We start from the raw sequence: 16031 nt of genomic DNA, 5'->3' as shown, positions 1-16031 counted from the left end.
AGCATGACAATGAGACGAATAATTCACTTTCTATACAGCAGCGGCCTCTTGCTGACAACTTTGTATTCCTGCAATACGATGGATCCGCTGCCGACCGACGAATTTACTGATGCCACGTTTTGGCAGTCGGTAGACAATGCCGAACAAATGGTCAATATGGCCTACAATCAAATGTACTCCGCAGATAAAATGTTTAATGATGAAGCGCTGAGTGATAATATTTTTGAAGGACGATCCAATACCGATCAGCGATCGATCCGTAACGGTATGCCGATGCCGACTTTGGGGCGCTTCGCTTCCGAATGGAATGATGCATATGGCGGCTTGAAGACCGTACACGTATTTTTAGCCAATGTAGATCGCGTGCCGGAGGCTACGGATGCCTGGAAGCAACGTAAAAGAGCCGAAATGCGCTTCATCCGGGCTTTGATTTATTTCCGCTTAGTCAATTTCTACGGCGATGTACCTTTTTTCACCGAGGATGTCACGCTGGAAGAATCAGAGCAGATTGGCCGCACACCAAAAGCGACCATTATCGCCTTTATCCATACAGAACTTTCCGCCATCAGCAGTATGCTTCCTAGTCGCAATGAACTGGAAGTTACCGATCGTGGCCGGATTACCAAAGGTGCAGTCATGGCTTTCCAAGCCCGCGCATACCTCTATGAGAATAATTGGCAAAAGACGGCTGACTACTGCGATAGCTTGATGAATGCGCAAGGAACCTACGGCAACTATGCGCTCTTCTCGAATTATACGGGTCTTTTCGAAGCCGCCAACGAGTACAATGAAGAGGTGATCTTGGACTATGCCTATGTGCCCTCGCTCAAGATGTGGGGTAAGCTCTATGACGCCGCGCCGCTATCGGCCGGTGCCCGTTTGAATGCCTATGCGCCGCTGCAAAGTTTGGTTGATAACTACCTGACGTTAAGCGGAGCAAGCATAAGCGATAACCCGAGTTACAATGAGAACAACCCCTACGTGAACCGGGATCCTCGGCTGACGGCTACAGTGGTGCATCACGGTGCGCAATGGGTGAATTTCAACGGCAGCACGCGCACAATCTACATACGCCCCGGCACAGGAAGCAACAACGAAGAGCGAATGGATGTGTACAGCGGCGCCGCAGCCAATACGTCACCCACTGGCTATTATGTCCGCAAATACTACGATAGAACGGCTACAGAGGTATTCCAATCCGGCTTAAACATCATCATGTTTCGTTATGCAGATGTGCTATTGATGTATGCTGAAGCAAAGCAGCAGCTGGGACAACTGGATGCAGCCGTGTGGAATCAAACTATTCGCCCGATCCGCGTAAGGGCTGGCTTTGAAGCCGCTACCGCGCTAGATTTTCCTGTCGGGCTGAGTAGCGCGGCAATGACGACATTGATTCGTAACGAACGCCGTAGTGAATTGGCATTAGAAGGCTTACGCTACTTCGATATTGTACGTTGGAAAGCTGGTAAAACCTATCTCGACGGACCTGTGTATGGGGCGAAATTTGCCAACGGTAACAGCAGCTACATCCGCCTCGATACCCGACGCTTTGATGAAAATAGGGATTACCTGTGGTCGCTGCCGCAAGTAGAGGTCGACTTAAACAAAAACTTATTGCCGAATAACCCCGGCCATGCTAACTAAATTATAATCTAAGCAATCATGAAAAGAATTTCAATTTTTATTTGGCTTTCAGCCTTGCTCGCCTGCTTTGAAGCGTGCAAAACGGATGATATGAACTATACGGACGTGCAGGTCACGCCAGTAACCGCTCTGTTTGAACCCTTGGACAACAAAACCGTGAAACTCGTGAGTTCGAGTACCTCTTCCTTGTTTTTTGAGTGGGAGGCCGCGCTCAGCGAGGATGGCGGAGCCGCGCTCTATGAGGTGGTGTTTGATAAGGTAGGTGGCGATTTTTCGAAGCCACTTTATAAGCTGATGTCCAACAATAACGGATTTGCCAATAATGCCTATGTGACGCACAAGGTATTGAATGCCGTTGCGGTTTCCTCGGGCGTAAATCCGGGCGAGAGCGGCGAAGTACAGTGGACAGTCATCGCCTCGCGTGGAATAAAGCGCATGCAGTCGTCTGTGGTCCGTAAGCTCAATATCAACAGCTTGGAGGGCTTTGCTGATATTCCGGATGAGCTGTATGTTTCGGGGGAAGGGTCGGAGGGCGGAACAGCTGTGGCAACAGCTTTGCCGTTCAAACAAACGGCACCTGGCGAGTTTGAAATCTACACACGCTTAGAGGCCGGTAAAAGCTATGTATTTCTGGATCGCAAGGATGCTAATGCCCGCAAGTTCTATACGGATGATCAGGTGAAGCTTAAAGAAGCAGCCGAAGAAACGAATATGCAGGTGAGCCAAACGGGCGTTTACCGCGTGGTGCTCGACTTTAATGTGGCTACGGTAAGCGTTACGGAGATTCGTTCTATTGGCGTATGGTTCTCACCGGAAAATAAAATCTTGTTCACCCTGCCTTACCAAGGAAAAGGAATCTGGAGTGGTACCGGTGTGGTAACTTTCCGCCAGGAAAGCTGGGGCCGGGACGAACGCTATAAATTCCAACTCACGACAGTGAGCAATGGAAACAACGTCGTACAGCAATTAGGCGCGAAAAATTCAACAGATAGCCGCCCGACAGCAGCGAGTGATCCATCTTACTACCATGTGAAATTACTCAATGTGGTAACACAATGGGACGACAAATGGAAGTTTGATGGCGCTGTAGATGGCAAGTCGACCACGATCAGTGTGGTGCTGCAGGGCGATAAGGAGTATACACATATTGTTAAAGTAAACTAAACCCTGAACGGATGAAATTAGGAGCGATAGGATTCGCGTTTTTTGCCCTGCTCGCTTTGGCGAGCTGCGGCAAGATTAACGATGAATACCAGTTTAATGACGAGTTGCCCGTCTCTTGGGAGGAGATGGCGAACAGAACTACAGATACCTTGATCCGCCAATTTTGGAATGCGGAGGGTTACTTTAACTACGGAAGCGACCGTTCAGATCTTGGCTTTCAGTATTGGCCAAATGCGCATGCGATGGATGCGGTGATTGATGCGTTTTTGCGAACCAACGACCCAAAATATAGTGCTTATTTTGGAACCTGGTTCGAGGGAGTGCGTGTGAAAAATGGTGGTAACTATTACAACGTGTTTTACGATGATATGGAGTGGAATGCCTTGACCTTTCTACGCCTCTACGAAATCACAAAGGAGCAGAAATACATGGATGCAACCCTTGTGCTATGGGCCGACATCCTGAAAGCTTGGAACACGGAATATGCGGGCGGAGGGTTGGCCTGGCGTAAGGATATGTTGTATTCGAAAAATGCCTGCTCCAATGGTCCGGCAAGTATATTGGCGGTGCGCCTATATAAGCTAACGAAGGAACAAGCTTACTTAGACTGGGCAAAGCTTATTTATGAATGGCAAAAGGATGTGCTTTTCGATCGGGCGACGGGCGCTGTTTTTGATAACATCAATGGGCAGACGGATGTCATCAGTACGGTGGCCCTAACCTATAATCAAGGTACGTTCTTGGGTACGGCAGTGGAACTCTATGATGTTACTCAGGATCCACTTTATATGAACGATGCACAAAAGACGGCCAACTACACGGTTTCTAAATGCATTGATGCCAGCAGTAACGTGTTGCGCGATGAAGGCAATGGCGATGGCGCCTTGTTTAAAGGGATATTTATGCGCTATTTTGTGCAGCTGTTGCAGCGCGACGGCGTAGAGCAGGCCTTCCGCCTGAAGTTTGAGAATTTCCTGCGCAATAATGGTCGGGTGGCTTGGCTGCAAGGAGCGGACGAAAACTTCCTGCTTTTCGGCTCCTCCTGGGCGCAACGTCCTAGTGGTGATGCCCAGCTGACGGCACAAACCAGTGCAGCCATGTTGTTCGAGAGTATTGCATATTTTGAAAAAAACAGTAAATAATAATGATGATGAAAAAAGTAGTAGGAGCCGCGATGGCGATCTTGTGGGCCACCTGCCTGCAAGCGCAAAAACAACCCGAAAACTCAAACTATGCCCGTGCAAGCGAAAGCCTTTCCCACATCGAGAAATTGTATGCCGTAGCAGATGGTAAGCATCTTTTTCGGGAAACTTATCCCTTTGATGAGCAGTACAGCGCGACATATCTAGCAGATGACAACAACCAGCCGAAGGCCAATGCCTATTCTTATTTGTGGCCCTTTTCGGGCAGCTTATCGGCTTATGTGGCGCTGCTGGAAACCAAGGATGACGCCGCCATTAAGCAACATATCGACCAATCGGTGCTTCCCGGTCTGGAGCACTATTACGATAAACGAAGCCCTGTAGGGTACGCCTCCTATGTAAACAGTGCGCCACCTTCGGATCGCTTTTACGACGATAACATCTGGTTGGGGATCGATTTTGCAGATCTCTACCTACACACGAAAGAAAAGGCTTACCTCAACAAAGCGCAAGAAATATGGAATTTTGTGCAAAGTGGCATGGATGATAAGCTGGGCGGTGGAATTTATTGGTGCGAGCAGAAGAAGGAATCCAAAAATACCTGCTCCAATGCACCGGCGGTGGTCTACCTGCTGAAGCTTTACGAAGCTACCAAATCTAAAGCCTATCTTAACGATGCCATCAGCTTGTATACTTGGACAAAAAAGAATTTGCAGGATCCGAGCGACAAGTTGTATTGGGACAATATTAGTCTGGCAGGGAAAGTGCAAAAGGCAAAATACCCATACAATACGGGGCAGATGATCCAGGCTGGCGCCTTGCTGTATAAGCTTACTCAGGATAAAGAATATTTGAAGGATGCCCAGGAGTCGGCAAAAGGCGGTCTAGGCTACTTCTTTACGTCCGACGGCACAACGGGATACCCCGTCTTGAAAAAAAGTGACAATTGGTTTATCGCGATTATGCTGCGCGGCTATTTGGAACTATATCAGCAGGATAAGGATGCACAATATGTACAGGCGTTTCAAAAGAACCTGGACAAAGCATGGATCAGTATGCGGGACAAAAATGGCCTTTTTGGAAAAGATTGGTCGGGCAAAGATAAAGCTGCTGACAAGAAATGGCTGTTGGATCAATTTGCCATCGCGGAGATGTATGCACGTTTAGCCGGCATAAAGATGAAGTAAGCAGGAGGTGCTTCGTTGGTTTGAGACCGCCGTTACGAATAACAAAAAAAGCCTGTCTTCAACAATCAAGACAGGTTTTTTTGCTACCAAAACCTTCTGAGACCATCGGTCAAAGCCGGAAGCTAAACGGAGATTCAGTGGATTTGCATTAGCGAGTTGAAGCGAATCATAACCTTGGTACGCATAAATATATATTATGATAGTGAAGCATCGGCGTTCTGAAAGAAGCCCCATCTAATTTCACATTATATGGGGCTTCTCGATGCTAATTTACGCCAGACTTTTTCTTAGCCTTTACATGCATTTCGCATATGTATTAACTTTTTTAAAAAATATTGGGCTTGATAGATAAGATCAAGCTTTCCAAATTTTCCCCCTCTTTCCATCCAACTTTTAAATCTCTTGGTGTGTATAGTTCATAAATCCTTCACGCCCATTTTTAAATAACATTCCCATAAACATTTCGTTAACAAAGTGTTAACAAAGCATTAACAAAGCGCTGAGATATCCATAGGTATATTTGGTTATTAACTAAATCGTTTAATCGAAACCACCTATTATGAAAAAGCGAACCAAGCTTATTTATGCGCTGATGACAGGCTGCATGCTCATTGCGACCTCCGGTTGTGAGAAGGAGGAAGTTAGGCAATATGAGCTATTGCCTGAACAAGACGAGCCCGAGATGGACATTACCTCGTCGGGAACAATCTCTGTGAACTTTGACAATGCCAGTGGACCCTCTGGCAACGAGGGATCCCTAAAACTGGTCGACAATGATTACAACTCCAAATTTTTGATTAATCCCTATCGCGAAAATCTCTTTATGCAACTAGGATTTCCAGGTGGCATTGCTGTATCTGCGTATGTCTTGGCGTCTGCAAACGATGCGCAGGATCGAGACCCGAAAAACTGGCAGTTGGTGGGTTCTAATGATATGGAAAACTGGACGGTACTTGATAGCAAAACAGACTATATGTTTGCTTCACGCCTACAAAAAGTTCGTTTCGATATCGAAAATGCTAACCAGTACCGATATTATAGGCTTAATGTATCCGCGATCCGTGGTGGTACCGGACTCTTTCAAATGGCTGAATGGCGATTAATATACGATCCTAACCGTAAAACTGACTAACAACATTTACTTTCAATATAAACAATTATGAATAATAGAAACTTACTATTCATGATTGCCTGTTTTATTGCTACACTATTTGCTGGCCAAGCGAGTGGGCAAGAAAACCTGCAATCAACCGTCTCCGGAATTGTCCGTGACGAGCTAGAAGTGGCCCTTAGTGGTGTGACTGTGCACAATAGAACGACCGGGGAAACGCAAGTTACCGGCAATCAAGGTGATTTTAAAATTAAAGCGTTACGTGGAGACTCCATAATTTTCAATTTTGTCGGGTACAAAAGCTATATCACACGTATTGGTAATATCACGAATCTAAATATCACGTTAGAAGCTGATAATCAAAGTATCAACGAAGTTGTAGTAGTAGGTTTTGGTGCACAGAAAAAGATCTCGGTCGTCGGAGCCCAGTCCAGCGTAAACATTGATGATCTAAAACAACCTGTAGCCAATCTTAGTGCTACGCTAGCAGGGCGTATCGCTGGTTTAGTCGGTGTGCAACGTACCGGTTTACCGGGCGGAGATGGCGCTGACCTATGGATACGCGGAATATCAACGTTTAATCGTTCCGGAAATAACGCTGGCCCACTGGTTGTCGTTGATGGCGTGCAGGGGCGGGACATTAACAGCTTTGATCCCGAAGATATTGCCTCATTTTCCATACTGAAGGATGCGGCTGCCACTTCCGTATATGGCGTCGCAGGAGCAAACGGCGTAATCTTGATTACGACAAAAAAAGGAACCACGGGGAAACCCACCTTGATGTTTAACTACAACCAAGGGTTGACCGCTTTCACGCGAAGACCGGAACTTACGGACGGCGTTACCTACATGTTATTGCGTAATGAAGCGCAGCGTGCTTCAGGCATGACACCGGAATACTCCAATAACTACATCAATAATACCATACTGGGGACGGACCCCTACCTATATCCGAATGTGAACTGGATGGACGCTTTATTTAACGATATGTCCGATAACAAGCGCGCTAATTTCAGTGCACGTGGGGGATCTGATTTCGCTAATTACTATGTGTCTGGCGCCTATTACGATGAGACCGCCTTACTCAATACGGATGCGTTGCAAAGTTACAATGCTTCAACACGTTTCAAGCGCTACAATTTCACTTCCAACGTGGGGATGAACTGGACAAAGACGACCAAGTTCGAGTTAGGCATCCAAGGATACATCTCTAATCTTAATTATCCCGGAGTAAATCCGCAGGACGCTTTCGCCAATGTTATGCAAACTAATCCGGTTTTGTACCCAGTGATGTATCCAGGTAACTTTGTTCCTGGAGTGAGTTCTGCAGGCGCACAGCCAAATCCATACGGGCAGGTTACACAAACCGGAACGCAAAATACCTTCCGCAACCAAATTATGTCTAATGCAAGATTAATTCAGGATCTCAGTTTTTGGGTGCCAGGATTGACGTTTAATGCTTTATACTCCTTTGATATTTGGAATTCACACCGAATCAATAGAACCCGTACACGCAGTACTTACCTTATCAATCGCTTGTTTCCATACGATGCAGAAGGCAATCCAATCCTAAATATTATTTCGCAAGGATCGGACGATCTGGGTTTTTCACGAGAAAATGACTCTAATCGCCAGTTTTATACGGAAGCATCCTTAAACTACAACACGACGATTGCTAGCGACCATAGCATCACTGCAATGTTGTTGTACAATCAGCGTGAAGAGGTGAGGGCATTTGCGAATAGTGTGACCTCTTCGCTGCCTTACCGTAATCAAGGTATCGTAGGTCGTCTGACGTACGGATACAAAGACAAATACTTTTTTGAAGGAAACTTTGGCTACAACGGCTCGGAAAACTTTGCTCCAGGATTTAAGTATGGATTTTTTCCATCGTTTGGTTTAGGCTGGGTAGTATCCAATGAAAAGTTCTTTGCGCCCTTAGCAGAAACTATCAATTTCCTAAAATTGCGCTATTCCAACGGTATAGTGGGTGATGGTGGTAACGGCGGAAGACGGTTTGGCTACCTCACGCTGGTAAACACCAATGTCGAAGGGGGAGGCTATACATTCGGAAACGGCACCAACAATGTGACCTATGCAGGTGGTGCAATTACCGATTACGGAACGGATGTAAGGTGGGCAGAGGCACACAAGCAAAATTTAGGTATTGAAATCAATACCTTAAATAATAAGCTATCGTTAGTCGTTGACTTATTTAAAGAACGCCGTAGTGGGGTGTTTTTGCAGCGCGAGTCATTGCCTAATTTCGTTGGTCTAAACAGTGCGCCATGGGGTAACCTAGGCATTATCGAAAACAAAGGTTTTGATGCGACTTTAGAATTGAATCCTTTCCCGATCGGAAATGTATTTGTCGACATGCGCGGAACTTATACTTTCAACCGTGACAAGGTCATTGAAAATGACATGCCACGCCAACCATTTCCTTACATGGAGCGTCGGGGGGTAAACTACCTTTCTAATTTTGGCTACGTAGCAGATGGTCTATTTCAATCGCAAGCAGAAATTGATGCGCATGCCAATCAATCCGCGCTAGGACAGCAGCGTTTGGGTGACATCCGTTATAAAGATCTGAACGATGATGGTATCATTGATGCCAATGATATTACCCGTATTGGAAATGGTGATGTGCCGAACCATATATTTGGCTTTGGCGTAAATTTCACTTACAAACAGTTTTATATTGGTGGTTTTTTCCAAGGCGTGTCTGGCGCAGAGCGGCTTATTTCAGGAGATGGTATCATCCCGTTTAACAATAGCACCGGGGCAGAGCGTAGTAATCTTTTTGCGATAGCCGAAGATCGCTGGACCGAAGAAAACCCGGTAGCAAATCCTTTTTATCCGCGTCTGGCCTATGGTAATACGGCGAATAGAAATAACGCTGTTGCCTCTAGCTGGTGGATTAAAGATATCGATTTCATTCGCTTGAAGACCGTGGATTTAGGCTACAACTTGCCAAAATCTACTGCGGAACGTTTTCTATTGCGCAATGCGCGCGTTTACCTGCAAGGCTACAACCTACTGACCTGGAGCAGTTTTAAATTATGGGATCCAGAATTGAATACTTCGAATGGGTCGCGGTATCCAAACATCCGTACACTTACATTAGGCGTTCAAGCTTCTTTCTAACATCGGATTAATATAAAAGACATGAAAAAAATAATCAATTTCTGCCTCATCCTTTTCACGATCACCATAGTATCTAGTTGCAAAAACTATTTGGATCAGGTACCAGATGATGTCATCACGATCGATAAGATTTTCCAATCAAAGGTTAATACCGATCGATTCTTGGCCAACATTTACAATACACTTCCGAATGAGCACGCGCAGCGTTTCGTAGGCACAGGCAATGCAGGCCCTTGGAATGCAGCATCGGACGATTCCAAATACACCTGGGATTTTAATTACGCTAATAACATGAACCGAAGTGTGTGGGCTAACACAGATGGAACGGTGAACGGTTTTTGGACAAACTACTACCGCGGGATCCGAAACGCATCTTACTTCATGGCCAACATCGACGGCGCTAATGCTGCTGAAGTCACGGAATTGATGAAATCGACATACAAAGCTGAAGCTCGCGCTTTGCGGGCCTTGTATTACTTTTTCTTGGTGCGTATGTATGGCGCAGTGCCTATTCTCGGAGAAGGGGTACTTGACCTAAATGCACCCATTGAGGATTTAAAACTCAGTCGTACACCATTCGATGAGTGCATTGCATTTATTGTTTCCGAGCTGGATATCGCTTATGCCAATCTCCCATACTTGCCGGCGAATGATGAATTTGGGCGAATTACAAAAGGTATAGTCAAAGCTTACAAAGCGCAAGCACTGTTGCTACAGGCAAGCCCATTGTTCAACGGTAATCAGGATTACGCTTCGGTAGTGAATAGAGATGGTACGCCACTTTACAGCGCTAGCGTAGATGCGGGTAAGTGGACAACTGCGGCAACAGCTACAAAGGAGTTCCTAGATGAATTTGTACCAACCTATTACGACCTGTATACCGTAGCTAACGCCGATCCTTTCCAAGCTGCCTATTTAGCTTGTAGAAACGTAATGACGATAGATTGGAACAAAGAGTGGATATTCGCTCGCGCAAATAGCGGTAATAATATGCAATATGACCGTACGCCAAAGCACGTCGGCTTTCCTTCCGCTGCACAAGGTGGTGGTGCACATGGGGCCACACAGTCGATTGTCGATGCCTACTTTATGCGAAATGGGTTGCCTATCGAAAACCCAGCATCAGGTTACGTATCAACTGGATTTGTAAGTTTCCGAGCGCCTTTCGACGTGGCAAACCGAACGACATTTGCGATGTATGCCAATCGCGAACCACGGTTCTATGTTGGTATTACGTATAATGGTAGCTATTGGCTGAATCAAGCCAACAGTAGTACCGCGGTAATATCCAATTTTAATTATAATGGAAACTCCGGTCGTGTTCAAAGTACTTCCGATGTGACGCCCACTGGCTACACCGTACGCAAAAATGTCGCGGCAAATGGTAACTCACGAGGGGCTCTGCTGCTTCGTCTGGCAAACATGTATTTAGACTATGCTGAAGCTTTGAACGAGTCCAGTCCAGGCAATGCTGATATCTTGCGGTATGTTAACCTGATAAGAAGTAGGGCGGGAGTGCCGCTATACGGATCCGCCGCTATTCCTGCGCCAACCTCCCAAGACGATATGCGTCAGGCCATCCGTAGGGAACGTCGCGTGGAGTTAGCGTTTGAAAGTGTGCGCTATTTCGATACGCGCCGCTGGAAAATTGCAGCTAGCACGGATAGCGGCCCGGTGTATGGATTAAATCTTCAGGCAGATGGCGATGCTTTCTATCAGAAAACGTTGATCGAAACGCGGATCTTCCGCCCGGAAAGGGACTATCTGTTCCCAATTCCGAATAACGAAGTACTTAAAAATGAGAACCTGGTACAAAATCCAGGCTGGTAATAGATTTTTATTTTGGATTAGTTGGGGAATTTCTTTCGGGAAGTTCCCTTTTTTTATGCACCTACCTGTGGTATAGTTTGGTTAACCCAACAGCCGTTTAAAATAAAGGTTTCGCTAAGATCAGTAATATCCCAATAGGACGAGGTGTTTATTTGCTAGTGATATTTTCTTCGGATTGCCATCCGCCACCTAAAGAACGGTACAGCTCAACTACAGCAACCAATTGTTGTAACTTGTCAGACACAGCTTCCAATTGAGCTTGTAGCAAGTTTTGCTCTGCGGTCAGTACATCGGTGTAGTTGGTGTTTGGCGTATAGCGGAGGAGTTCTTTCGTAAATGCCGCTGCTCTGTTTAAATCCTTGATCTGTTCCGTGCGGATCAATTCCTTCTCCCTAGCTATCTCGAAGGCGTAAAGTGCATCGCTGACCTCTTGCCCCGCTACCAAAAGGGTATTTTGAAAAGTGAAGTATGCTTCATCCTGTGCGGCATCGGCCGTTGTCAGACGCTGCCTATTGATACCTTGGTTAAATATGGGTTGCACGAGTCCCCCAATTAGGCTTCCATAGAATGTGCCGCTAAAGAAACCTTGCAAAGTATTGGCCGTGGCCCATCCTGCATTTCCCGATATCAGAAGGGAAGGATAAAAATGTGTACGGGCGACGTTTGTCAGCTCGAAGGCACGCTGAAATGCCTGTTCGGCCTCTTGCACATCAGGCCTATTTGCCAGTAACTGTGCGGGTACGCCGATGCGCAAACTACTGTCGATCGTGAGGCTGTCAAACCGCGTCCGAGGTATTTCATGCGGCGATGTGCCAAGGAGGATGGACATCGCATTTTCTATTTCTCTTCGCTGCTGCATCACCTCCGGTATCTGCAATTTCGCGACTTTAACGTTTGCCTCACTGTTTGCAATATCTGCTCCGGTCACGACTGCACTTTGTTTTAATGTCTTAACAATATCGACATCGCGCTCCCTATTCATTACGGTAGAATCTAAAATTCTTAACTGCTCATCGTAAGCTAGCAGCTGGTAGTAATTTATCGCGATCGATGCGACGAGCTGCGTTTGAATAGTGCGTAAGTAGGATCGGCTGGCCAAAAATGCAGCATATTGGGCTTTTTTTGTGCTGCGAAGCTTTCCCCATACATCGATCTCCCAACTTGTGGTAGCAATAAGATCGTAAATTTGATTGTCCGGTATAGAATTTATGTCAACACCATTTGCTCTGATCTGCGCCGTGGAGCGACGATTGTACGAGGCCTCGCCGTTAACGGATAAGGTAGGATAGAAGGCCAGCTTGCTTTGCCGGAAGGCCGCCGCCGACGCGCTGATCCGGGCAACAGCAATTTTTACATCGTAATTGTTGTGTAGTCCCATATCAATGAGCTCGAGTAACTTCTGATCTGTAAATAGGCGTTGCCAAGGAATTGCGGCCAGCGTGCTGCTATCGGCAATTGATGTATCTTGATCTCTAAACAATTTGCTGTCGCGGGAAATTGCAGGCTTTTGGTAGCTTTTGGTCACGCCACAGGACCATACGAATGCGCAGATCATGAAGATAAGTGCCGATGCTAAAAGCCATTTCGTCCTTCCCTGTGTGAGATGAAGATCTGGGTTAAGATAGTGCCGCATGGTCGTCCTCCTTAAATTTACTACTGATTTTTTCATGTAGTCCTTGAAATACCATAAACAGTACCGGAACCATAAATACACCTAATAAAGTACCAGTAAGCATACCCCCAATAGAGCCTACGCCAATAGAAATATTGCCTTTGGCGCCCGCCCCTGAAGAAAAAAGTAATGGAAGCAAGCCAAAGATAAAAGCAAAAGAGGTCATCAATATGGGACGTAGTCGTGTTTCAGCACCCTGAATTGCCGCTTCGTAAATCGAAAGCCCGCTCTTCCTCGCTTGCAAGGCGAATTCTACAATCAATATCGCATTTTTTGAAAGCAGGCCGATCAGCATGATCAAGGTGATCTGCACATAAATATTATTATCCAATCCCCATAGGTTTACAAAGACTAATACGCCTAATAGTCCCACAGGTAGCGAGCATATAATTGCAAGCGGAAGCACATAGCTTTCATATTGGGCACAAAGCAGGAAGTATACAAAGATTAGACAAACCGAAAAGATGAGGATAGACTGTTTTCCACTAGCTTGTTCTTCACGGCTTATCCCGGAGAATTCATAACCATATCCTTCGGGGAGCACTTCTGCTGCTACGTCTTGGATAGCGAGCAGTGCTTCTCCTGAACTGTGTTTTGTATCAGGCGAGCCGTTGATTGTTACGGCTGTAAACATGTTGAAGCGTGCGATACTTTCTGGGCCGTAAACCCGCTTAAGTTCGATAAATTCCGTGATGGGAGCCATCTGCTGCCCGTCATCGGTCCGCACGAATATGTTTTTTATCCCATCTATATTAGCTCGGTAAGCTGTATCGGCCTGTACCATCACCCGATATTGTTTTCCAAATTGATTGTAATTGCTTGCATACAGTCCGCCGTAGTAACTTTGCATCACCTCTAATATAGCCGACACGCTGACGCCTGCTTCCTGCGCTTTAGGTACGTTCACCGACATTTGATACTGCGGGAAATTAGGATCGAACGAAGTAGATGCAGTTTGTATCTCTGGACGCTTATTGAGCGCGCTGATAAATGTCTGAGAAACTTTGTAAAGCTCGTCAATGGAATGGCCGGCTTGATCTTGCACTTGTAGCTCGAAGCCGCCACTGGCACCGAAGCCCGTAATCGTGGGCTGTGAGATAAATTGAAGTTTTGCATCCTGAATGTGAGCCGTTTTTTCGCGTAGCTCGGCGATAAAATCTTCGTTGTTGATGCCTTTACGATCCTTCCAATGCTTTAGCTTAACAATTTCCATGGCATAGGAACTTCCCTCGCCCGCGATATTGTTTCGCCCCACCATTCGTAGCCCATTGTTTACGGCGTGCATAGATCGTATGATACTGTCTACTTCGTTAGCGATAACCGTTGTTCTTTCCATGGACGAAGCGGGAGGGAGGCTCATCATCACGAAAACCGTTCCCATATCTTCGGGTGGCACAAAACTAGCCGGTGTTTCCCGAAAGGCGAATCCCAACGATAATGCACAGGTAATGGTAAAAAGCCCCATTAACCATTTCTTACGACCAAAGAAGCTGATCGCTATTTTATATTTGTCCAGCACCTTATCATAACCCGCATTAAATGCTTGCCCGAAGCGCACGAGCAGGCCTTTTTTCTTTTTGACATCCGTGCCGGCGTGCGCTGGGTGTTTAAGGAACAGGGCAGCCAGGGCGGGGCAAAGGGTCAAAGCGTTAACGGCAGAAATTATAATAGCGATCGCAAGGGTAATGCCGAATTGTTTATAAAAGACACCCGTCGAGCCGCCCATAAAGCTCACGGGCACAAAAACGGCAGCCATGACCAAGGTAATAGAGACTATCGCCGATGATATTTCAGACATAGCGTCAATAGCGGCCTTTCGAGCTGACTTATAACCGCCTTCAAGTTTTGCATGAACAGCCTCTACCACGACGATGGCATCATCCACAACGATGCCGATGGCCAGCACCATAGCAAATAGTGTAAGCAGGTTTATGCTGTAGCCCAAAAGCTGTAGAAAGAAAAAGGTGCCTGTGATCGATACCGGAACCGATATACCATGTATTATAGTACTTCTAAAATCCTGAAGAAAAATGAAGATCACGAAAAATACTAAAAGGAAACATTCGATCAGCGTGTAGATAACCTTTGAAATAGATGCATCTAGAAATGTATTGATATCAACAAAGGTTACATTGTGAATTCCTGCAGGATAAGACTTTTCTGCTTCAGCAAATACTGCTTTCGCGCCCTCAATTACTTCCTTGGCATTGGCCCCGGCGATCTGGTTGACGGCAATATTTACCGAAGCTTTACCATTTACTGTGGGTGTTACACCGTAACTTTCTGCGCCCAATTCTATGCGAGCGATGTCTTTTAAACGTATCAGGTTTCCCTGACCTGCATAGCGTACGATGATGTCTTCAAACGCGGCGATGGAAGTGAGCCTGCCCGTATATTTAATAACATATTGAAAGCTTTGGTCGCCGTTTTCGCCAAATTTCCCAGGTGCGGCCTCGATATTTTGGTTGCTAAGTGCCAGTGACACATCTTGGGGCGTAAGTCCGTAGGACGCCATCACTTCCGGCTTTAACCAAATCCGCATGGCATATAGACGGCGCCCCATAGCTGAAGCATCGCCCACACCTTTAATTCGTTTCAGCTGGGGGATAATATTTATCTCGGCATAATTCTGTAGAAAATTTTGATCGTACTCTTCCTTATCGCTGTAAATGGCATTTATAAAAAGGTTACTGCCCTGCCTTTTCTTGACAATGACGCCAGCTTGAGTGACCTCCTGTGGAAGAAGGCTGTTTGCCGTAGAAACTCGGTTTTGTACGTTCACGGCAGCCATGTCTGGGTCGGTTCCGATCTCAAAATAAATATCTATAGTGCCAACGCCCTCATTGGTCGACGTGGAGGTCATGTAGGTCATTCCCTCCACACCATTTATCTGCTCTTCCAGCGGTACGATCACGCTACGTTGAACAACATCGGCATTGGCGCCAATATACGTGGCGGTTACCTGTACGGTGGGTGGTGTGATATCAGGATATTGTGCTACAGGCAGTGTAAGAATGCCCAATATGCCTAACAGGACAATGATGATGGATATGACCGTACTAAGCACTGGACGGTCGATAAATAGTTTGAGCCGACTGGATTTCTTTTTGTTGTTTTTTTTCATGAAACCGCGA

Annotated in this window: 9 protein-coding genes; 7 read left to right on the top strand and 2 right to left on the bottom strand. The window is 46.2% G+C overall.

Annotation, left to right across the window (positions count from 1 at the left end; translation table 11 throughout):
* Nucleotides 1-9 precede the first annotated feature (9 nt).
* From DI53_RS17890 to DI53_RS17860, 7 genes are all read left to right on the top strand, one after another.
* Nucleotides 10-1644 (top strand): RagB/SusD family nutrient uptake outer membrane protein, encoded by a 1635-nt coding sequence (locus DI53_RS17890; protein WP_241462470.1) that lies wholly within the window; start codon nt 10-12, stop codon nt 1642-1644.
* A gap of 18 nt (nt 1645-1662) precedes the next feature.
* Nucleotides 1663-2808: a SusE domain-containing protein gene (locus DI53_RS17885; protein ID WP_037503026.1), complete on the top strand. Its 1146-nt coding sequence runs from the start codon at nt 1663-1665 to the stop codon at nt 2806-2808.
* Nucleotides 2809-2819: 11 nt separating this feature from the next.
* Nucleotides 2820-3950, top strand: a complete 1131-nt coding sequence (locus DI53_RS17880) for a glycoside hydrolase family 76 protein (protein WP_052072552.1) — start codon at nt 2820-2822, stop codon at nt 3948-3950.
* Between the two features lie 2 nt (nt 3951-3952).
* Nucleotides 3953-5137, top strand: a complete 1185-nt coding sequence (locus DI53_RS17875) for a glycoside hydrolase family 76 protein (protein ID WP_037503024.1) — start codon at nt 3953-3955, stop codon at nt 5135-5137.
* Nucleotides 5138-5696: 559 nt separating this feature from the next.
* Nucleotides 5697-6269, top strand: coding sequence for an ATP/GTP-binding protein (locus DI53_RS17870; RefSeq protein WP_037503021.1), 573 nt, complete (start codon nt 5697-5699; stop codon nt 6267-6269).
* 27 nt (nt 6270-6296) lie between these two features.
* Nucleotides 6297-9395 (top strand): SusC/RagA family TonB-linked outer membrane protein, encoded by a 3099-nt coding sequence (locus tag DI53_RS17865; RefSeq protein WP_241462469.1) that lies wholly within the window; start codon nt 6297-6299, stop codon nt 9393-9395.
* 21 nt (nt 9396-9416) lie between these two features.
* Nucleotides 9417-11225 (top strand): RagB/SusD family nutrient uptake outer membrane protein, encoded by a 1809-nt coding sequence (locus DI53_RS17860; protein WP_037503020.1) that lies wholly within the window; start codon nt 9417-9419, stop codon nt 11223-11225.
* 148 nt (nt 11226-11373) lie between these two features.
* On the opposite strand, the gene DI53_RS17855 is transcribed toward DI53_RS17860, so the two are convergent.
* Both DI53_RS17855 and DI53_RS17850 read right to left on the bottom strand, forming a co-directional pair.
* Complete coding sequence (locus DI53_RS17855) at nt 11374-12894, bottom strand: TolC family protein (RefSeq protein ID WP_241462468.1); 1521 nt, start codon at nt 12892-12894, stop codon at nt 11374-11376.
* Nucleotides 12842-16021 (bottom strand): efflux RND transporter permease subunit, encoded by a 3180-nt coding sequence (locus DI53_RS17850; protein ID WP_052072550.1) that lies wholly within the window; start codon nt 16019-16021, stop codon nt 12842-12844. The genes DI53_RS17855 and DI53_RS17850 overlap by 53 nt, the downstream gene beginning before the upstream one ends.
* Between the last annotated feature and the right edge of the window lie 10 nt (nt 16022-16031).

Source organism: Sphingobacterium deserti (assembly GCF_000757725.1).
Classification (GTDB): Bacteria; Bacteroidota; Bacteroidia; order Sphingobacteriales; family Sphingobacteriaceae; genus Sphingobacterium; species Sphingobacterium deserti.
This window is presented reverse-complemented; position numbering and strand designations above follow the sequence as displayed.

Bases quoted from the DNA above. Each gene is read 5' to 3' on its own strand.
- DI53_RS17855 (WP_241462468.1), bottom strand. From the start codon at position 12,894: ATGAAAAAATCAGTAGTAAATTTAAGGAGGACGACCATGCGGCACTAT.
- DI53_RS17870 (WP_037503021.1), top strand. From the start codon at position 5,697: ATGAAAAAGCGAACCAAGCTTATTTATGCGCTGATGACAGGCTGCATG.
- DI53_RS17885 (WP_037503026.1), top strand. From the start codon at position 1,663: ATGAAAAGAATTTCAATTTTTATTTGGCTTTCAGCCTTGCTCGCCTGC.
- DI53_RS17850 (WP_052072550.1), bottom strand. From the start codon at position 16,021: ATGAAAAAAAACAACAAAAAGAAATCCAGTCGGCTCAAACTATTTATC.
- DI53_RS17860 (WP_037503020.1), top strand. From the start codon at position 9,417: ATGAAAAAAATAATCAATTTCTGCCTCATCCTTTTCACGATCACCATA.
- DI53_RS17890 (WP_241462470.1), top strand. From the start codon at position 10: ATGAGACGAATAATTCACTTTCTATACAGCAGCGGCCTCTTGCTGACA.
- DI53_RS17865 (WP_241462469.1), top strand. From the start codon at position 6,297: ATGAATAATAGAAACTTACTATTCATGATTGCCTGTTTTATTGCTACA.
- DI53_RS17880 (WP_052072552.1), top strand. From the start codon at position 2,820: ATGAAATTAGGAGCGATAGGATTCGCGTTTTTTGCCCTGCTCGCTTTG.
- DI53_RS17875 (WP_037503024.1), top strand. From the start codon at position 3,953: ATGATGATGAAAAAAGTAGTAGGAGCCGCGATGGCGATCTTGTGGGCC.